This is a genomic window from Kitasatospora sp. NPDC057936 (genome assembly GCF_042887525.1).
In the GTDB taxonomy this organism is placed as follows: domain Bacteria; phylum Actinomycetota; class Actinomycetes; order Streptomycetales; family Streptomycetaceae; genus Kitasatospora.
Genome location: NZ_JBHVPD010000083.1, coordinates 29,461 through 47,982, shown reverse-complemented (window position 1 = coordinate 47,982; position 18,522 = coordinate 29,461). Strand labels below are relative to the sequence as shown.

Below are 18,522 nucleotides of genomic sequence, written 5' to 3'. Positions count from 1 at the left end.
GGTCCGGACGGACCGGGTGCGGGCGCCCGCCGCTTGGTCATGGAAGCAGAGAAAACCGTGAGAAGAGGGACTGTGAGCCTCAACGAGAAGCCTGAGATCGATTTCCCCGGCGGCGACGCTCCGACCGAGCTGCAGATCCGCGACATCGTCGTCGGTGACGGCGCGGAGGCCAAGAAGGGCCAGGTCGTCAGCGTCCGCTACGTCGGCGTGACCTTCGAGACCGGCGAGGAGTTCGACGCTAGCTGGAACCGGAGCCCCAACGAGTTCCGTTTCCCGCTGGGCGCCGGCCGCGTCATCAAGGGCTGGGACCAGGGTGTCGAGGGCATGAAGGTCGGCGGCCGCCGCGAGCTGGTCATCCCGTCGCACCTAGCCTACGGCGCGCAGTCGCCGTCGCCGCTCATCCCGGCGCACTCGACCCTGATCTTCGTGGTCGACCTGCTGGGCGTCTGAGCCCGTCGCGGCCGTGGGCCGGACCCCTCCGGGGGCCCGGCCCACGGGCGTTTGCGGATGCGGCTTTTGCGGTGCGTACCGCTACCGGTACGGTCGGTCCCGCCGGGTGACGATCGTCCGGCGGCGCACCCCGCGCACGGCGCGGCACACCGGAAGGGTCAGCGATGGCGATCGCCAAGGCAGAGCGGCTGATGAATCTCGCCCTGTGCCTGATGAACACCAGACGTCCGCTCTCCAAGAAGGAGCTGCGGGAATCCATCGAGGCGTACCGCGAGGCCTGGCAGAACAGCAGCGAGGACGCCTTCAACCGGATGTTCGAGCGGGACAAGGACGACCTGCGCGAGCTCGGCCTGGTGATCGACGTCGACGAGAACGCCCTGGACGGCGAGCTCGGCTACCTCGCCCGCGCCGACCGCAACCGGCTGCCCGAGATCGCGCTGGACGCCGAGGAGGCGGCCGCCCTCACGCTGGCCGCGCGGGTCTGGCAGCAGGCCAAGATGTCCGGCGCCGCCAGCGGCGCGCTGCAGAAGCTGCGGGCCGCCGGGGTGCCGTTCGCCGAGGCCGAGGCGCGCTCCGCCCTGGAACCGCGCATCCCCGCCCGGGAGGCCGCGTTCGAGCCGCTGCTCACCGCCGCCCGGGACCGCCGTCCGGTCACCTTCGAGTACCGCAAGGCCGGTGCCGCCGCCGTCGAGCAGCGCAGCGTCGAGCCGTGGGCGCTGGAGTGCTGGCGCGGGCACTGGTACCTGGCCGGCTGGGACCGCGACCGGGGCGACGCCCGGGTGTTCCGGCTCAGCCGGATCACCGGCAAGGTGCGGGCGAAGACCGGCGCCTTCCTCGGCACCGTGCCGGAGCACGTGGACGTGCGGGCGACCGTCGCCAAGTTCGCCGGCGAGGGCGCCACGGCCACCGCGACCGTGCGGGTCCGGCGGGGCGCGGGCTTCCCGCTGCGCACCAAGGCGCTGAGCACCGGCCGGGTCGACGAGGCCTGGGACGAACTGGAGATCCCGTACGGCAACGGGCTGGGCGCCGACCTGGCCGAGTTCGGGCCGGACGTCGTGGTGCTCGGGCCGGAGGAGCTGCGGGCCGACGTGATCGAGCGGCTGCGGGCGGTCGCCGGGCCGGACGTGGTGGAGGGTGTGCGGGCGTGAACGAGCGAAGCGAGCGAACGATGAGCAGGTGCGTATTGTGCGAAGCGCCCGCCGAGCGCAGCGAGGTGGACGCATGAGTAATGCGATCGACCAGACGCGACGGATGCTGTCGCTGGTCACCTACCTGCGGGAGCGGCCCGGGGCCGAGGTCGCCGAGGTGGCCCGCGCGTTCGGGATCACCGAGCGCGAGCTGATCGGGGACCTCAACGTGCTGCCGATGTGCGGCACCAGCTTCCGCGGCGGCGACCTGCTCGACATCGACACCGACGGCGAGCGGATCTGGTGGCACAACGTCGACGACGTGGCGCAGCCGCTGCGGCTGGCCGCCGACGAGGCCACCGCGCTGCTGGTCGCCGCCCGCGCGGTGGCCGGGCTGCCCGGTCTGCGGGCCGGGGACCGGGAGGCGCTCACCCGGGCCGTCGCCAAGATCGAGAACGCGGCGGGGGAGAGCGCCGAGGGCAGCGCCCGGGTCGGCGTGACGTTCGAGGCCGAGAGTCACGTCTTCGCCGACATCGACCGCGCGCTGAGCGAGGGCCGCCGGCTGTGGCTGCGCTACTACTCGCACGGGCGCGGCGGGATGACCGAGCGCGAGGTCGACCCGATCCGCCTGCTCACCGAGGGCCACACCTACCTGGAAGCCTGGTGCCGCACCTCGGAGGACCACCGGATGTTCCGGCTGGACCGGGTGGCCGAGATCCGGGTCCTGGACGTGCCCGCCGACCCGCCCCGGCGCGAGCCGCGGGACCTGTCCGGCGGGCTGGTCAACCCGGCGGCGGACGACCCGGAGGTGGTCGTCGAGGTGTCCTCCGGCGGGCGCTGGGTGGCCGAGTACTACACCCACGACCGGGCCGAGGAACTGCCGGACGGCGGCCTGCGGATCACCCTGCGCAGCGCCGACCCCTCCCAGCTGCGCCCGCTGGCGCTGCGGCTGGGCCGGGACGGGCGGATCGTGTCGCCGCCGCAGCTCGCCGAGCAGGCGCGCGCGGCGGCCCGGGAGGCGCTGGCCGCCTACGGGGAGGGGCGGGACTGAGCCGTGGAGCCCGGTACCAGATTCAAGGTCTACTGCTCGCAGTGCCGGGAGAAGGTGGAGCTGCCGGCCGAGGAGTTCCGCCTGACCCTCGGCCGCACCCCGGAGCAGGCGCACTACAGCTTCGGCTGCCCACTGTGCGGGGCGGCGGTGCGCAAGGCCGCGGGGGAGAAGATCGTGGCGGCGCTCACCGGGGCGGGAGTGCGCACCATGCGGCTCGTCCCGGCCGAGGGGTAGCAGTCCGGGCCCGGGCCCTCGGCCCGTATAGGGTGGGCGGCATGTCCTGGATGCTCGTCGCCGCCGTCCTGCTCGCCACCGCGGGCCTGCTGGTCCTCGGCGTCCTCGGGATCCGGCTGTGGCTGGACGTCCGGGCGCTGGCCAAGGGCGTCGGCACGGCCTCGCGGGCGCTGGCCGACGCGGCCGAGGAGCTGGCGGCGGCGGTGCCCTCCCGCTGAGGACTGCGTCACCAGGTCGTACGGGGACTGCATCCCGGGTGTAGGGGCGGGTTACGCTCTGAGGTGGCTCCCGAACTGCGAACCGGGGGCCGCTGTCCTTGTTCGGGCGGACGTCGTCGGGGTGTCATCCGCAGCGGTTACCATCCGCCGCGGGCGGTCCGCCGGTGCCGCGTTGACTGAAGGTGGTCGAGCATGCGCATCTCGATGACCGCGATCGTCGTGGTCGTGGTAATCGCCATCGTGCTTTTCGGTGCCAAGCGGCTGCCCGATCTGGCGCGCTCGCTCGGCCAGTCGATGCGGATCCTCAAGAGCGAGGCCAAGGCGATGCGCACGGACGGCGAGGCCGCGGAGCCCGCGCCGGCGCCGCCGGTGAGCGGCGGTGCGGCCAAGACCATCCAGACCGCGCCCGGTGCCACCGGCACGGCCCGGCCGGTGGCCGAGCCCGCCGAGCGGCCCGCCGCGGACGGCGACCGGCCGCACTGAGCGCGGCGCACGTGACGCACGCGACCACGGAGGCCCGTCGACCGGCGGGCCTCGACGCACGAGTTGAGGACCGGGGTTGAGCAAGCTCTCCAAGGCGCCGAAGGCGTCCAAGGATCCTGAGGGGCGGATGGCCCTCGCCGATCACCTGCGGGAACTGCGCAATCGCGTGGTCAAGTCGGTCATCGCGATCGTGCTGATCACCATCGTCGCGGCGATCTACCACAAGCCGATCGAACACTTCCTGCTGGAGCCGCTGCCGCAGTGCACCCCGGACACGGCCGACCAGTTCGACGGGAAGTGCGCTCAGGTCTCGACGATCGGTCTGACCTCCGGTTTCACCTGGATGCTCCAGGTGGCACTGACGGCCGGTGTGGTGGGCGCCGTGCCGGTCTGGCTGTGGCAGGTGTGGGCCTTCGTGGCGCCGGGTCTGCACCGGCACGAGAAGAAGTACACGGTCATCTTCATGGCGGCCGGGGCGCCGCTGTTCCTGGCCGGCGTGGGCTGCGCCATCCTGACGCTGCCGACCACGGTCCAGGTGCTGATCTCGTTCACCCCGGACAAGACCACGCCGATCCTGCCGCCCAACGACTACTTCGACATCGCCACCCGCATGGTGCTGGTCTTCGGCGCGGCCTTCGAGTTCCCGCTGCTGCTGGTCATGATGAACATGGTCGGCATGGTCACCGGCAAGCGGCTGCTCGGCTGGTGGCGCGGGATGGTCATGGGCATCACGGTGTTCGCCGCGTTCGCCACCCCGAGCGCCGACCCGGTCAGCATGCTGGTGCTGGCCGCGCCGATCTGGGCGCTGTACTTCGCCGCGGTGGGCATCGCGCTGTTCAACGACCGGCGCAAGCGCCGCAACAACCCGGACGCGGACCTGGACGACGAGGAGGCCTCGCACGTGGACCTCTCGGTCGAGACGGTCGCGGGAGCGGAGGCCATCGAGGCTTCGTCGGCGCCGGCGGCGAGTGCTCCGGTGCCGGCCGCGCGCCGGGAGCAGATGGACGACATCACCTGATCCGTTGATCCGCTGATCGCCGGCCCCGGCCCGTCGCACCCCGTGTGCGGCGGGCCGGGGCTTTTGCGTCGCTTGGGTCCGGTTCGCGTTTCGTCGCGGCACTCTTGGCAGGGCTGATGGCATGTGACATATTACTGCCGTGCCCAAGACCTGGAGACCTCCCCTGGACGTCGTCGTGGTCGGCGCCGGAGTCGTCGGCGCCGCCTGCGCCTACTACGCGGCCCGCGCCGGGCTCGCCGTCGCCGTCGTCGACCGCGGGCCGGTGGCCGGCGGCACCACCGGCGCCGGCGAGGGCAACCTGCTGGTCTCCGACAAGGAGCCCGGGCCCGAGCTCGACCTCGCGCTGCTCAGCACCCGGCTGTGGCGCGAGCTCGCCGGGGAACTCGGCGCCGCCGTGGAGTACGAGGCCAAGGGGGGCCTGGTCGTCGCCCAGGCCGCGGCCGGGCAGGAAGCCCTGCGCGCCTTCGCCGCGCGCCAGGCGGCCGCCGGGGTGGTCGCCGAGGAGGTGCCCGCCGAGCGGCTGCGGGAGCTGGAACCGCACCTCTCGCCGGGCATGGCCGGCGGCTTCCACTACCCGCAGGACGCCCAGGTGCAGCCCGCCCTCGCCGCCGCCCACCTGCTGCGTGCGGCCCGGCGGATGGGCGCGGAACTGATCACCGGCGAGACCGTCCGGACCGTCCGCCGGGGGGCGGACGGCGCCGTCCTCGGCGTCGGGACAGACCGGCGGCGGCTGGACGCGCCCGCCGTCGTCAACGCCGCCGGGACGTGGGGCGGGGAGCTCGCCGCGCTGGCCGGGGTGCACCTGCCCGTCCTGCCCAGGCGCGGGTTCGTCCTCGTCACCGAGCCGCTGCCGCGGATCGTGCGGCACAAGGTCTACGCCGCCGACTACGTCGCCAACGTGGCCAGCGGGTCGGCCGGGCTGGAGACCTCGGCCGTGGTCGAGGGCACGCCCGGCGGGCCGGTGCTGATCGGCGCCAGCCGGGAGCGGGTCGGCTTCGACCGGACGCTCTCCCGGGAGGTGCTGCGGCGGCTCGCCGCGCAGGCGGCCGAACTGTTCCCGGTGCTCGCGGACGTCGCCGTGATGCGCGCCTACCGGGGATTCCGCCCCTACCTGCCGGACCACCTGCCGGCGGTCGGCGCCGACCCGCGCGTGCCCGGGCTCTACCACGCGTGCGGGCACGAGGGCGCCGGGATCGGGCTCGCCCCGGCGACCGGGCTGCTGATCGCCGAACAACTGACCGGCAAGCAGCCGGAGTTCGACCTCACGCCATTCCGGGCCGACCGATTCCCGGCCGCCTGACCCGCACTTCCCCCGACCGGATTGGAGAGGCCCTCGATGCGCCGCCGCACACCCGCCGAGCTGGTCGGGGCCGAGCCCGGGCCCGCCCACCACATCGACTTCGACGGACGGCCCGTGCCCGCGCTGCCCGGCCAGTCGATCGCCGCCGCGCTCTGGGCCGACGGCGTCCTCGCCTGGCGCACCACCCGGGCCGGCGGGCGGCCCCGCGGGGCGTTCTGCGGGATCGGCGCCTGCTTCGACTGCCTCGCCACCGTCGACGGCCGCCCCAACCAGCGCACCTGCCTGCTCCCCGCCGAGCCCGGCACCACCGTCACCACCCAGGAGGGCCACGGCCGTGCCGACCTCGCCGTCTGAACCGTTCGAGCCGTTCGAGCCGTCAGGTCCGCCAGTGCCGTCAGGTCCGTCAGGGCCGGTCGAGCCGCCGGAAGGGGCGCAGCCCTTCCCGTACGACCTCGCGGTGATCGGGGCCGGCCCGGCCGGGCTCGCCGCCGCCGTCACCGCGGCCGACCTCGGGCTGCGCTGCGCGCTGCTCGACGGGGGCGGGCAGACCGGCGGCCAGTACTACCGCCACCCCGCGCCCGGCCTCCGGGCCGCCCGGCCCGACCGGCTGCACCACGGCTGGTCCGTCTACGCCGACCTGGCCGGCCGGCTCGCCGCGCACGAGCGGACCGGGCAGGTGCGCTTCCTCGGCGGCCACCAGGTGTGGGCGCTGGAGCGCACCGGCGACGGACTCGCCGCGCACGTCACCCTCGGGCCGGAGGCCGGTGACCGGACCACCGTGCGGGCCGCCGCCGTGCTGCTCGCCACCGGCGCGTACGAGCGGCAGCTGCCCTTCCCCGGCTGGACCCTGCCCGGGGTCGTCACCGCGGGCGGCGCCCAGGCCATGCTCAAGGCCGGGCTGGTGCTGCCCGGCCGGCGGATCGTCGTGGCCGGCAGCGGGCCGCTGCTGCTCGCGGCGGCGTCCTCGCTGGTCACCGCCGGGGCCGAGGTGCCCGCGGTGGTCGAGGCCGGCGACTACCTCGGCTACGCGCGGCGCCCCGGCGTGCTGGCGGCCGTTCCCGCCAAGCTCGTCGAGGGCGCCGGGCACGGCGGCGCGCTGCTGCGCCACCGGGTGCGGCTGCGCCCGCGCAGCGCCGTCGTCGAGGCGCACGGCACCGACCGGGTCACCGCCGTCACGGTGGTCCGGCTGGACGCCGACTGGCGGCCGGTGCCCGGCACCGGCCGCCGGATCGCCTGCGACGCGCTCGCCGTCGGCCACGGCCTGCTGCCGCAGATCGAGCTCGCGACCGAGCTCGGCGCGGACACCGTGACCGGCCCGGACGGCGCGGTCGCGCTGCGGGTGGACGCCCGGCTGCGCACCAGCGTCCCCGGCCTGTGGTCGGCGGGGGAGACCAACGGCGTGGGCGGCGCGGACCTCGCGGTCGCGGAGGGCGCGCTGGCCGCGCACGCGGTCGCCGGCCGCACCCCGGAGCCGGCCCTGCTGCGCCGCCGGGCCCGGCGGCGGGCCTTCGCCGCCCTGATGGCCGCCGCCCACCGGCCCGGCCCCGGCTGGACGGACTGGCTGCGCCCGGACACCGACGTGTGCCGGTGCGAGGAGGTGCCGGTGGCGGCGATCCGGGAGGCGGTGGACGAGCTGGGCGCGGGGGACCCGCGGACCGTCAAGCTGCTGACCCGCGCGGGGATGGGGTGGTGCCAGGGCCGGATGTGCGGTCCGGCGGTGGCCTGCCTGTCCGGCGCCGGCGGCGCCTGCGGTCACGGGGGAGCGGGGCCCGACCGGCGGCCGTTCGCCTGCCCGGTGCCGCTCTCGCAGCTGGCGGCCGGCGACTGAGCCGGGCCCGACCGAACACGGGGGCCGGGGACTCTTGTCTCCGGCCCGTCCCCACTAATAAAATGTCACACCTCACCAAGGAGTCATCATCGTGTCCCACACCCCGCACGACACCACCCGGCCCTGGCGCGGCATCATGGTCGCCACCGCGATCCCGCTGCGCCAGGACCTCTCCGTCGACTACGACGCCTACGCCGAGCACGTCCGCTGGCTGATCGACAACGGCTGCGACGGCGTCGTCCCCAACGGCTCGCTCGGCGAGTACCAGACGCTCACCGACGACGAGCGCGCCCGCATCGTCCGGGTGGCCGTCGAGGCGGCCGGCGACGGCGCCCGCGTCATGCCCGGCGTCGCCGCGTACGGGAGCGCCGAGTCCCGCCGCTGGGCCGAGCAGGCCGCGGAGGCGGGCGCCGGCTCCGTCCTGCTGCTGCCGCCGAACGCGTACCGGGCCGACCACGACGCCGTCCGCGCGCACTACGCCGAGGTGGCCCGGGCGGGCGTGCCGGTCGTCGCGTACAACAACCCGATCGACACCAAGGTCGACCTCGTGCCCGCGCTGCTCGCCGAACTGCACGCCGAGGGCTCGATCGTCGCGGTCAAGGAGTTCAGCGGCGACGTCCGCCGGGCCTACGAGATCGCCGAACTCGCGCCCGGGCTCGACCTGCTGATCGGCGCGGACGACGTGCTGCTGGAGCTCGCGCTGGCCGGCGCGGTCGGCTGGATCGCCGGCTACCCGAACGCGCTGCCGGAGGCCTCGGCGGCGCTCTACAAGGCCGCCGTCGCGCACGACCTGGAGACCGCGCTGCCGCTCTACCGGGCGCTGCACCCGCTGCTGCGCTGGGACTCCAAGACCGAGTTCGTCCAGGCCATCAAGCTCTCGATGGACATCGCCGGGCGCCCCGGCGGGCCCGTCCGGCCGCCGCGGCGGCCGCTGGGGGCCGAGGCCGACGCGGCCGTCCGGGCCGCCACCGAGAAGGCGCTGGCCGAGGGCCTGTCCTGAATCCGTAGCCGACGAGCCGGCTGACGGGGCAGCCGGCCCATCCTCCGAGGGAGTTCCGACACATGCGCAGCCGTCACGTGTTCCACGCCGTCGACTCGCACACCGAGGGCATGCCGACCCGGGTCGTCACCGGCGGGTTCGGTGTCGTCCCGGGTGCCACCATGGCCGAGCGCCGGGTGCACTTCCAGCAGCACCTGGACCACTTCCGCACCCTGCTGATGTACGAGCCGCGCGGGCACGCCGCGATGAGCGGCGCGATCCTGCAGCCGCCGACCCGGCCGGACGCCGACTACGGGGTGCTGTTCATCGAGGTCTCCGGGCTGCTGCCGATGTGCGGGCACGGCACGATCGGTGTCGCCACCGTGCTGGTGGAGACCGGGATGGTGCCGGTCGTCGAGCCGGTGACGACCGTGCGGCTGGACACGCCCGCCGGGCTCGTGGTCGCCGAGGTGCGGGTCGAGGACGGCGCGGCCAAGGCCGTGACCATCCGCAACGTGGCCTCGTACGCCGTCGCGCTCGACCGCAAGATCGACGTGCCCGGGTACGGGACGGTCGGCTACGACCTCGCCTACGGCGGCAACTTCTACGCCATCCTGCCGCTCGCCGAGTTCGGGCTGCCGTTCGAGCGCGAGCGCAAGCAGGACATCCTCACCGCCGGGCTGGCCCTGATGGACGCCATCAACGCCGGCCCCGAGCGGCCGGTGCACCCGGAGAACCCGTCCTTCCACAGCTGCCACCACGTGCAGCTGCTCGCCCCCGGCTCGACCGCCGAGCACTCGCGGCACGCGATGGCCATCCACCCCGGCTGGTTCGACCGCTCGCCGTGCGGCACCGGCACCTCGGCGCGGATGGCGCAGCTGCACGCGCGCGGCGAACTGCCGCTCGGGCGGGACTTCCGCAACGACTCCTTCATCGGGACCACCTTCACCGGGCGGCTGGTCGAGGAGACCGAGGTGGCCGGGCGGCCCGCGGTGGTGCCGACCGTCACCGGGCGGGCCTGGGTGACCGGCACCGCCCAGTACTTCCTCGACCCCACCGACCCGTTCCCCGCCGGCTTCCTGCTGTGACGGAGCCTGCTGTGACGCTCCACCCGAAGGGCTTCTGGCTGTGACCATCACCTCGTACAACCCCGCCGACCCCGCGGACCTCGTCGTCGCCGTCGACGAACCCGGCGCCGACGCCGTCCGGGCCGCCGTCGCGCGGGCCCGCGGCGCCCAGGCGCGGTGGCTCGCCGCGGGCGCCGGCGCCCGGTCGGCGGCGCTCGGCCGGATCGCCGACGCGGTCGAGGCGCACGCGGAGGAGCTGGCCTCGCTGGTCGTGCGCGAGGTCGGCAAGCCGCTCGCCGAGGCGCGCGGCGAGGTCGCCAGGACGGCGGCGATCTGGCGGTACTACGCGCAGGCGCCGTACGCGCCCTCCGGGGCCGTGCACGAGACCGCCGGCGGGCCCGGGCTGCTGCTCACCCGGCGGCGGCCGCACGGGGTGGCCGGGCTGATCGCGCCGTGGAACTTCCCGCTGGCGATCCCGAGCTGGAAGGCCGCGCCGGCGCTGGCGGTCGGCAACGCCGCGGTGCTCAAGCCGGCCCCGGAGGCGACCGCGTGCGCGCTGCGGCTGGCCGAACTGGTGGCGCTCGCCGGGCTGCCGGCGGACGTGCTCACGGTGCTGCCGGGCGGCGCGGAGGAGGGCGCGGCGCTGGTCGACGCGGCGGACGTGGTGTCGTTCACCGGCTCCACCGGGGTCGGCCGGGCCGTCGTGCGGGCGGCCACCGAGCGCGGTGTGCCCGTGCAGGCCGAACTCGGCGGGCTGAACGCGGCGCTGGTGCTGCCGGACGCCGACATCGCGCAGGCCGCCGGGCACATCGCCGCCGCCGTCGCCGGGTACGCGGGGCAGAAGTGCACCGCCACCAGCCGGGTGATCGCGGTCGGCGAGGCGTACGAGCCGCTGCGGGACGCGCTGGTCAAGGCGCTGGAGGCGGCGGACGACGCGGTCTGCGGGCCCGTCATCAACGCCGCGGCCCGGGACCGGCTGACGGGGGCCGTCGAGTCGGCCGTGGCCGCCGGGGCCGAACTGCTCACCGGCGGACGGGTGCCCGCGCGGGCCGGCTGGTACGTCGAACCGGCGCTGCTCACCGGGGTGCCCGCCGAACACCCGCTGGCGCGCGAGGAGTTCTTCGGCCCGGTCGCCGTGCTGCACGCCGCGCCCGACCTCGACGCGGCGATCGCGCTCGCCAACGACACCCCGCACGGCCTCGCCACCTCGGTGCACAGCCGCAGTCTGGACGTCGCCCTGGCGGCCGCCGACCGGCTGGACGCGGGCATGATCCGGATCAACGCGCCGTCCAGCGGCGTCGACTTCCACCTGCCGTTCGGCGGCGCCAAGGGCGCGAGCCACGGGGAGCGTGAGCAGGGGCAGGCGGCGCTCGACTTCTACACCGTCGGGCGGACGGTCAGCGTGCTGCCCGCCGGGGGTGTGTGATGTACGTCCGGACCGTCGACTACCACACGGCCGGCGAGCCGTTCCGGATCGTGCTGGACGGCGCCCCGGTGATCCCCGGGGACAGCGTCGCCGAGCGGCGGGCCATCGCGATCGGCGCGGGCGGCAGTGCCACCGCGCCCCGGCCGGGTGCGCTGGACGACGTCCGCCGGCTGCTCGGCCGCGAACCCCGCGGGCACGCCGGGATGTACGGCGGGTTCCTGGTGCCGCCGGACGACGACGAGGCGCACCTGGGCGTCCTGTTCTGGCACAAGGACGGCTACTCGACGGCCTGCGGGCACGGCACCATCGCGCTCGGCGCGTGGGCGGTCGACTCCGGGCTGGTCGCGGCCCCCGCGGACGGCGTGGCGCGGGTGCGGATCGACGTGCCGTCGGGGCGCGTCACGGCCCTCGTCCACCGGGCCGGCGGGCGCACCACCGGGGTGACCTTCCGCAACGTGCCGTCGCGGGTGAGCGCGCCGAAGCTGGCGGTGGCGACCTCGCGCGGCACCGTGGAGGTCGCGGTGGCGCACGCCGGGGCCTGCTACGCCTCGGTGTCGGCGGCGGCGCTGGGCCTGACCGTCGACACCGCCCGGCTGGCGGAACTCACCGCCGCAGGGCGGGAGATCAGGCGGGCGCTGGAGGGTTCGGAGGCGGTGGCGCATCCGTCGGACCCGCGGCTCTCGGGCGTGTACGGGGTCGTGCTGTACGACGAACTCCCCTGGGACGGCGAAGGGTTGAGCCAGCGGAACGTCACCGTCTTCGCGGACGGGCAGATCGACCGCTCGCCCTGCGGCTCCGGCACCTCCGCCCGGCTCGCGGTGCTCGCGGCCGAGGGGCGGCTCGCGCCGGGCGAGGAGCTGCGGCACGAGTCGGTCATCGGGACGGTGTTCCACGGGCGGGTGCTGCCGGGCGGCGACCCGCTGGGCTCCGGCGTCGTCACGGAGGTGACGGGGACGGCGCACCGCACCGGGGAACACGGATTCGTGCTGGAAGAAGGGGACGGGCTCGGGGCAGGATTCCTGCTGTGACTTCTTCTGACGCGAATTACTCCGTACCGCCCGGCACGGCGACCGAGCCGCTCCGGTACGCCGTGTCGGGCACCGGGTCCGTCACGCCCGCCCGGGCCGCCGGCGCGGTCGAGCGGATGCTGCTCGACGGGTTCGACCCCGAGGCCGCGCCCGTCCGCACCGGGGTGCCCGTCCCGGCCGGCGAACTGCTGATGATGCCCGCCGCCGCCGGGCGGTACGCGGGCGTCAAGATCGCCGGTGTCGCGCCCGCCAACCCCGGGCGCGGCCTGCCCCGGATCACCGGCAGCTACCTCCTGCTCGACGGGCCCACCCTCCAGCCCGTCGCGCTGCTCGACGGCGCCGCGCTCACCGCGCTGCGCACGCCCGCCGTCACCGCCGTCGCCCTGCGCCGGCTCGCCCCGCCGGAGGCCGCGCACCTCGTGCTGTTCGGCGCCGGGCCGCAGGCGTACGGGCACCTCGACGCGCTGCTCGCGATCCGGCCGCTGACCCGGCTCACCGTGGTCGCGCGCAGCGCCGGGCCCGCCGAGGCGCTGGCCGCGTACGGGCGGGGGCTCGGGCTGGCGGCCTCGGTCGGCGGGCCGGAGGCCGTCGCGGCGGCGGACGTGGTGGTGTGCTGCACCACCGCGCGCACGCCGCTGTTCGACGGCGCGCTGGTGCCCGCGCACGCCGCCGTCGCGGCGGTCGGCTCGCACGAGCCGGACGCGCGGGAGGTGGACGCCGCGCTGGTCGGGCGGGCCGAACTCTACGTCGAGGCGCGGGCGGTGGCGGCCCGCGAGGCCGGGGACCTGATCATGGCGGGGGTCTCCGGACGCCAGGTGTGGAACCTGGCCGAGCTGGTGCGCGGCGACGTCCACGTGCCGGCGGACCGGCCGCGGTTCTTCAAGAGCGTCGGCATGGCCTGGGAGGACCTGGCCGTGGCGGCGGAGGTGCACGCGGGCGGCTGAGGACGGCGGGTTTCGTGGGCCGCCGGCCGTTGTCACGGCCGGCGGCCGCTGCCACGATGAGCTGCGGCTCGAATCGCGGACCGTTGCGCACGCACCGTAACGTGACATTGTACGCTGGTGTTCTGCACCGACCCGGAGGAACACCATGGCCGAGCTCAAGTCCCGCACCCTGATCTCCGTGCAGGAGCGGCTCCGCGACCAGGTCGCCCACGCACTGCGCGCCGCCCTGATCTCCGGGGAGCTGCGCCCCGGCGTCGTCTACTCCGCGCCCGCGCTCGCCGCCGACTTCGGCGTCTCCGCCACGCCGGTGCGCGAGGCCATGCTCGACCTCGCCCGCGAGGGCCTGGTGGAGGCCGTCCGCAACAAGGGCTTCCGGGTCACCGAACTCACCGAGCGGGACCTCGACGACTACACCGAGATCCGCGCCCTCATCGAGGTCCCGACCGTCGGCCGGGTCACCCGCACGGCCACCGCCGAGCAGCTGGAGCGGCTGCGCCCGCAGGCCGAGGCGATCGTGGCCGCCGCGCGCAAGCACGATCTGATCGGCTACCTGGAGGCGGACCGCCAGTTCCACCTCGACCTGCTGGGCCTCGCGGGCAACGCGCGGCTGGTGGACGTGGTGGGGGACCTGCGCAAGCGCTCGCGGCTGTACGGGCTGAACCGCCTCGACGAGCGTGGTGAGCTGGTGTCCTCGGCGGAGGAGCACCTGGAGCTGCTGGACCTGATGCTGTCGGGCGACGCGGAGGCGGCGGAGGCCTGCATGACGCGGCACCTGAGCCACGTGCGCTCCCTGTGGGCCAACGGCCAGGAGGCCCAGGAGGAGCCCCGCACGGCGCTGCGGCTGCGGGCGCGGTAGAGGCTAAACCACTCGTTCGGGTGAGGGGTGAAGATCGGGCGTCGGAAGGCGTCTGCGTCCTACGATGATGTTCTCGACATCGGCAGTCAGGAGGAACTCCATGTCCGCCGCAGCAGTGGAAGAACCGATGGGGCAGCTGACGCTACTCGAAGCCGCCGAGCTGATCTCGAACCAGTTCGCCGGGCATCGGGTCGAGATCGTCGGGAGCCAGATCACCGTGACGCCGCCGCCGGATGTTTCGCACGGTAAGTCGCTGAGTCGCCTCATGCGGGTACTTTTTGCGGCCGGCCTCGATGGGGACGAGGTCGACGTTCTGCAGAACGTGGGCATCTGGTTGCCGGACGGGCCCTCGGATTATGCGGTGCCCGATCTGTCGATCGTCGATGCCGACATTGATGATCACCTGATCGAGTACAACTGTTACGACCCAGCGGCGTTCCGTCTCGTGCTGGAGGTCACGTCGTCGAACGTCAGTGACGACCTGAAGAAGAAGCCCTTTGCGTACGCCGAGGCTGAAGTGCCCGTCTACGTCATCGTGGACCGGAAGAACCAGCGCGTCATGGTGCTCACCGACCCCAAGGACGGCGAGTACCGGGTACACGCCGTCCACCACCCCGGGCAGTCGTTCACACTGCCGGAGTCGATCGGGGCACCGGTGACACTAGCGGTGGACGACGTGCTGGCTGCGAAGAAGTAGTCAGCCGGCCGTCGTGGACCTCGGCGGTCTCGTCGACGGCGGTCAGGTGGGTGCGGTCGTGGGTGACCAGGACCGTCGCCGTCGCGCGCTGGTGCGTGAGGGTGGTGATCAGGTCCAGGACGGCTGCTCCGCGCTCGTGGTCGAGGGCGCTGGTGGGTTCGTCGATCAGCAGGACCTTCGGGTCGTTCATCAACGCCCGTGCGATGTTGACGCGTTGGCGCTGGCCGCCGGAGAGCTGGTGCGGGCGGCGGTGGGCCTGGTCGCGGAGGCCGACGGCGTCGAGGAGTTCGAGGGCGCGGGGGAGGGCGGCGCGGGGGGAGCGGCCGTCGAGGTGGGCCATCACCTGGAGCTGTTCGGCGGCGGTCAGGGATGGCAGCAGGTTGGCCTGTTGGAAGACGATGCCGATGCGGGTGCGGCGCAGCGCGGTGAGTTCGGCGCGGGTGAGGCCGGTGGTGTCGGTGCCGTCCACGACGACCCGGCCGGAGTCGTGGGCGATGAGGGTCGCGGCGACGGCGAGCAGGCTGGACTTGCCGGAGCCGGACGGGCCGACCACGGCGGTGATGGTGCCCGCGGGGACGGTCAGGGAGACGTCGTCGAGGGCGGTGAGCCGGCCGTCGCCGTCCGGGTAGGTCAGGGTGACGTGGTCGAGGTGGAGGGTCATCGGGCGCTCCCGAGGGCGGTCAGCGGGTCGACGGAGGTGATCCGGCGGATGGACAGGGCCGCGCCGACGGCGCCGAGGGCGATCATCACGGCGGCGGGCAGCAGCAGGGTCGGGGCGTCCAGGACGAACGGGACGGCGGAGCCGATCAGCGAGCCCGCTCCCAGGGCGATCGCGGTGCCCGCCGCGGTGCCGAGCACCAGCAGCAGGACGGCCTGGCCGAGCGCGTCCCGCAGCAGGTAGCGGGTGGAGGCGCCGAGGGCCTTGAGGACGGCGACGTCGCCGCTGCGCTGGATCGTCCAGACCGTGAAGAACGCGCCGATGACCAGGGCGGAGATGGCGAACAGGAAGCCGCGCATCAGCTGCAGCGAGCCGTTCTCGGAGGTGTAGGAGCCGATCGCGGCGAGCGCGTCGTCGCGGGTGCGGGTCTCGGTGCCGAGGCGGGCGTCGGCCGCGCCGAGGTCGGCGCCCTTCGCGGCGGTGAGAGCGATGACCGTCGCGTGGCCGGTGCCGCCGGGGGCGAACGCCTGCCAGTCGGCGAGGCTGGTCCAGATCACGGGGGTGTGGCTGTAGGCGGCGTCGCCGTCGACGGCGGCGACGGTGAGCGGGTGGCCGGCCATCGTGAAGCCGGCGCCGGCCGTCAGCCCGCCGAGGTTCGCGGCGGCGGTCTTCGACAGCACCGCCTGGCCGGCGGTGATGCGGGCGCCCTGCGGGGCCAGCCCGGAGCCGTCCGGGACGCCGAACGCGGAGAGTGCCGCGGTGCGCTGCCCGGCGGCGGCCTTGGTGGTGGTGATGCCGAGCGGCTGGGCGGAGGTCACGCCCGGCTCGTGTGACCAGGCCTGCCACTGCTCCGGGGTGACCTGGGAGTCGGTGAAGGACAGCTGCTGCCCGTCGGCGGGCCGTCCGAACACCAGGTGGTCGGCCGGCAGGCCGGTGATCGCCGAGACGTTCTGCCGGCCGAGCCCGGCGGTCAGCCCGGACAACAGGCCGACCAGCACGGTGATCAGCACGATGACGGTCCCCATCAGGGCGAACCGCCCCTTGGCGAACCCCAGGTCCCTCCAGGCGACGAACACGACGGGCCTCTCTGCACGAAACGACTGTGTGCCCACACCGTCGCCGGGAAGGGGGCCCGCGGGCATCGCACGGGGGATTGCATCCTCGGCATCGAAGGGCAGAAGCGGAGTTCAACCTTTTGATTGATGCCGGGCCCGCAACGCGGAACTTAGGCTGGACGGATGGCGACCGAACGTTTCCGCACCACCCCCGTCGCCCGCGTCCTCCAGGTCTGCCTGCACCTGCTCGTGGCGGGCCTGCTCGTCCTCGCCGTCGCCCGCGCCTTCACCGGCCGCGACGGCGGCCCGGCGTCCGTGACCGCCGCCGCCACCGCCATGGGCGCCGCCTACGCGGCCGGGCCGAGGCTCGCGGTCATCCGCCGCTCGCGCCGGGCGGCCGCGCTGTGGCTCGCGCTGCTCGGCGTCACCTGGGCGGGCGTGCTCGTGGCCACGCAGGACGGGGTGTGGCTGGCGTTCCCGCTGTACTTCCTCGAACTGCACCTGCTCGGCCGCCGGGGCGGACTCGCCGCCGTCGGGCTGACCGCCGCCGCCGCGATCGCCGCGTGGTCCTGGCACCAGCACACCTTCAGCGTGGCCGCGTCGATCGGGCCCGCGCTCGGCGCCGCCGTCGCCACCGCGACCGTCCTCGGCTACCAGGCGCTGTACCGGGAGAGCGAGGAGCGCCGCCGGCTGATCGACGAGCTCACCGCCGCCCGCGCCGACCTCGCCACCGCCCACCACGCCGCCGGGGTGCTCGCCGAGCGCGAACGCCTCGCCCGGGAGATCCACGACACCCTCGCGCAGAGCCTCAGCAGCATCCAGCTGCTGCTCCGGGCCGCCCAGCGGGCCCTGCCGGAGCGCACGGACGCCGCGGCCGGCTACGTCGAGCAGGCCCGGCAGGCCGCCCAGGACAACCTCGACGAGGCCCGGCGCTTCGTCCGCGCGCTCACCCCGCCCGCGCTCGACGGCGACCCGCTGCCCGTCGCGCTGGAGCGGCTGTGCGCCACCACGACGGCGCACAGCGGGCTGCCCGTCCACCTGCACGTCTCCGGGGAGGCGGTGCGGCTGCCGGTGCCGCAGGAGGTCGCGCTGCTGCGGATCGCGCAGTCGGCGCTCGGCAACACCGTCCGGCACGCGCGGGCCTCGCACGCCGAGGTGACGCTCAGCTACATGGAGGGCGAGGTGGCACTCGACGTGTTCGACGACGGGGCCGGGTTCGATCCGGCGGCGCTCCCGGGGCGCCCGGCGCGCGACGACGGCGGGTTCGGGCTGCCGTCGATGGGGGCCCGGGCCCGGGCGCTCGGCGGCACCTTCACGGTGGAGTCGGCGCCCGGCGAGGGCACGGCGCTCGCCGTGCTGCTGCCGGTGCCGGCGGTGCCGCCCGTGCCGCCGGTGCAGCCGGGGTTCCCGGCGACGGAGGTGGGGGCGTGATCAGGCTGCTGCTGGCGGACGACCACCCGGTGGTGCGGGCCGGGCTGCGGGCCGTCCTGGAGGGCGAACCGGACTTCACGATCGTCGGGGAGGCGGCGACCGCCGAACGGGCGGTCGAGCTGGCCTCCGCGGGCGGGGTCGACGTCGTGCTCATGGACCTCCAGTTCGGGCCCGGCTCGGCGATGAACGGTGCCCAGGCCACGGCCGAGATCACCGCCCGCGCGGGGGCGCCGCGGGTGCTCGTCGTCACGACGTACGACACGGACGCGGACACCCTGCCCGCCCTGGAGGCCGGCGCCACCGGGTACCTGCTGAAGGACGCCCCGCCGGAGGAGCTCGCCCAGGCGGTGCGGGCCGCGGCGGCGGGCCGGACGGCGCTCGCGCCGACCGTCGCGGACCGGCTGCTGGAGCGGATGCGGACGCCCGCGGCGTCGCTCAGCAACCGGGAGATCGAGGTGCTGGGACTCGTCGCGGACGGGCTGACCAACCAGCAGGTGAGCCAGCGGCTGCACCTGAGCCAGGCCACGGTGAAGTCGCATCTGGTGCACATCTACACGAAGTTGGGGGTCGACTCGCGCACGGCGGCGGTGCGGGAGGCGCGCGGCCGGGGGCTGATTCGGCGGGCGTAGGGTGGGGCGGGTTCGAACCGTTCTCCGGAGTGGAGGAACCCGC

At 74.9% G+C, this 18,522-nt stretch carries 21 protein-coding genes; 19 read left to right on the top strand and 2 right to left on the bottom strand.

Features of this window, described 5'->3' with window-relative positions:
- The first annotated feature begins 39 nt into the window (after positions 1-39).
- The 17 genes from ACFVU9_RS33675 (at position 40) to ACFVU9_RS33595 (ending at position 14,706) form a co-directional block, all read left to right on the top strand.
- On the top strand, positions 40-450 hold the full coding sequence (locus ACFVU9_RS33675) for an FKBP-type peptidyl-prolyl cis-trans isomerase (protein ID WP_380444392.1): 411 nt from the start codon (positions 40-42) through the stop codon (positions 448-450).
- 164 nt (positions 451-614) lie between these two features.
- The gene (locus ACFVU9_RS33670) at positions 615-1,598 is read left to right on the top strand and encodes a helix-turn-helix transcriptional regulator (RefSeq protein WP_380444391.1); all 984 of its coding nucleotides are present in this window, start codon (positions 615-617) and stop codon (positions 1,596-1,598) included.
- 73 nt (positions 1,599-1,671) lie between these two features.
- A complete protein-coding gene (locus tag ACFVU9_RS33665; protein WP_359972411.1) occupies positions 1,672-2,628 on the top strand; it encodes a WYL domain-containing protein in 957 nt (318 codons plus the stop codon).
- A 3-nt stretch (positions 2,629-2,631) separates the two neighbouring features.
- Positions 2,632-2,862, top strand: a complete 231-nt coding sequence (locus tag ACFVU9_RS33660) for a hypothetical protein (RefSeq protein ID WP_380444387.1) — start codon at positions 2,632-2,634, stop codon at positions 2,860-2,862.
- 41 nt (positions 2,863-2,903) lie between these two features.
- Positions 2,904-3,080: a hypothetical protein gene (locus ACFVU9_RS33655; protein ID WP_359972417.1), complete on the top strand. Its 177-nt coding sequence runs from the start codon at positions 2,904-2,906 to the stop codon at positions 3,078-3,080.
- A gap of 192 nt (positions 3,081-3,272) precedes the next feature.
- A complete protein-coding gene (gene tatA / locus ACFVU9_RS33650) occupies positions 3,273-3,563 on the top strand; it encodes a Sec-independent protein translocase subunit TatA (protein ID WP_380444385.1) in 291 nt (96 codons plus the stop codon).
- Positions 3,564-3,690: 127 nt separating this feature from the next.
- Entirely contained in the window at positions 3,691-4,581 is an 891-nt protein-coding gene (gene tatC / locus ACFVU9_RS33645; RefSeq protein ID WP_380444404.1) for a twin-arginine translocase subunit TatC, read from the top strand.
- Between the two features lie 139 nt (positions 4,582-4,720).
- Complete coding sequence (locus ACFVU9_RS33640) at positions 4,721-5,881, top strand: NAD(P)/FAD-dependent oxidoreductase (protein WP_380444383.1); 1,161 nt, start codon at positions 4,721-4,723, stop codon at positions 5,879-5,881.
- A gap of 36 nt (positions 5,882-5,917) precedes the next feature.
- The gene (locus ACFVU9_RS33635; protein WP_380444381.1) at positions 5,918-6,235 is read left to right on the top strand and encodes a (2Fe-2S)-binding protein; all 318 of its coding nucleotides are present in this window, start codon (positions 5,918-5,920) and stop codon (positions 6,233-6,235) included.
- A gap of 34 nt (positions 6,236-6,269) precedes the next feature.
- The gene (locus tag ACFVU9_RS33630) at positions 6,270-7,709 is read left to right on the top strand and encodes an NAD(P)/FAD-dependent oxidoreductase (protein WP_387599944.1); all 1,440 of its coding nucleotides are present in this window, start codon (positions 6,270-6,272) and stop codon (positions 7,707-7,709) included.
- A 136-nt stretch (positions 7,710-7,845) separates the two neighbouring features.
- Positions 7,846-8,709 carry a dihydrodipicolinate synthase family protein gene (locus tag ACFVU9_RS33625; RefSeq protein ID WP_380444402.1) on the top strand — a complete coding sequence of 288 codons (864 nt, stop codon included), beginning with the start codon at positions 7,846-7,848 and terminating at the stop codon, positions 8,707-8,709.
- Positions 8,710-8,771: 62 nt separating this feature from the next.
- Complete coding sequence (locus tag ACFVU9_RS33620) at positions 8,772-9,776, top strand: proline racemase family protein (protein ID WP_380494387.1); 1,005 nt, start codon at positions 8,772-8,774, stop codon at positions 9,774-9,776.
- Positions 9,777-9,816: 40 nt separating this feature from the next.
- A complete protein-coding gene (locus tag ACFVU9_RS33615; RefSeq protein WP_380444376.1) occupies positions 9,817-11,181 on the top strand; it encodes an aldehyde dehydrogenase family protein in 1,365 nt (454 codons plus the stop codon).
- Positions 11,181-12,209 (top strand): proline racemase family protein, encoded by a 1,029-nt coding sequence (locus ACFVU9_RS33610; RefSeq protein ID WP_387599940.1) that lies wholly within the window; start codon positions 11,181-11,183, stop codon positions 12,207-12,209. The genes ACFVU9_RS33615 and ACFVU9_RS33610 overlap by 1 nt, the downstream gene beginning before the upstream one ends.
- A complete protein-coding gene (locus tag ACFVU9_RS33605) occupies positions 12,206-13,153 on the top strand; it encodes an ornithine cyclodeaminase family protein (protein ID WP_380494379.1) in 948 nt (315 codons plus the stop codon). The genes ACFVU9_RS33610 and ACFVU9_RS33605 overlap by 4 nt, the downstream gene beginning before the upstream one ends.
- Before the next feature lie 145 nt (positions 13,154-13,298).
- Entirely contained in the window at positions 13,299-14,009 is a 711-nt protein-coding gene (locus tag ACFVU9_RS33600) for a GntR family transcriptional regulator (protein ID WP_380444370.1), read from the top strand.
- A gap of 100 nt (positions 14,010-14,109) precedes the next feature.
- A complete protein-coding gene (locus ACFVU9_RS33595) occupies positions 14,110-14,706 on the top strand; it encodes a Uma2 family endonuclease (protein WP_387599935.1) in 597 nt (198 codons plus the stop codon).
- On the opposite strand, the gene ACFVU9_RS33590 is transcribed toward ACFVU9_RS33595, so the two are convergent.
- Together ACFVU9_RS33590 and ACFVU9_RS33585 are read right to left on the bottom strand one after the other, a co-directional pair.
- A complete protein-coding gene (locus tag ACFVU9_RS33590; RefSeq protein WP_387599932.1) occupies positions 14,636-15,367 on the bottom strand; it encodes an ABC transporter ATP-binding protein in 732 nt (243 codons plus the stop codon). The two genes, ACFVU9_RS33595 and ACFVU9_RS33590, sit on opposite strands and share 71 nt — an antisense overlap.
- Entirely contained in the window at positions 15,364-16,440 is a 1,077-nt protein-coding gene (locus tag ACFVU9_RS33585; protein ID WP_380444365.1) for an ABC transporter permease, read from the bottom strand. Before ACFVU9_RS33585 ends, ACFVU9_RS33590 begins: the two co-directional genes overlap by 4 nt.
- 162 nt (positions 16,441-16,602) lie before the next feature.
- Here ACFVU9_RS33585 and ACFVU9_RS33580 point away from each other — a divergent pair, with 162 nt between their 5' ends.
- Together ACFVU9_RS33580 and ACFVU9_RS33575 are read left to right on the top strand one after the other, a co-directional pair.
- On the top strand, positions 16,603-17,850 hold the full coding sequence (locus ACFVU9_RS33580) for a sensor histidine kinase (protein ID WP_387599929.1): 1,248 nt from the start codon (positions 16,603-16,605) through the stop codon (positions 17,848-17,850).
- Complete coding sequence (locus ACFVU9_RS33575) at positions 17,847-18,479, top strand: response regulator (RefSeq protein ID WP_380444361.1); 633 nt, start codon at positions 17,847-17,849, stop codon at positions 18,477-18,479. Before ACFVU9_RS33580 ends, ACFVU9_RS33575 begins: the two co-directional genes overlap by 4 nt.
- Positions 18,480-18,522: the final 43 nt, after the last annotated feature.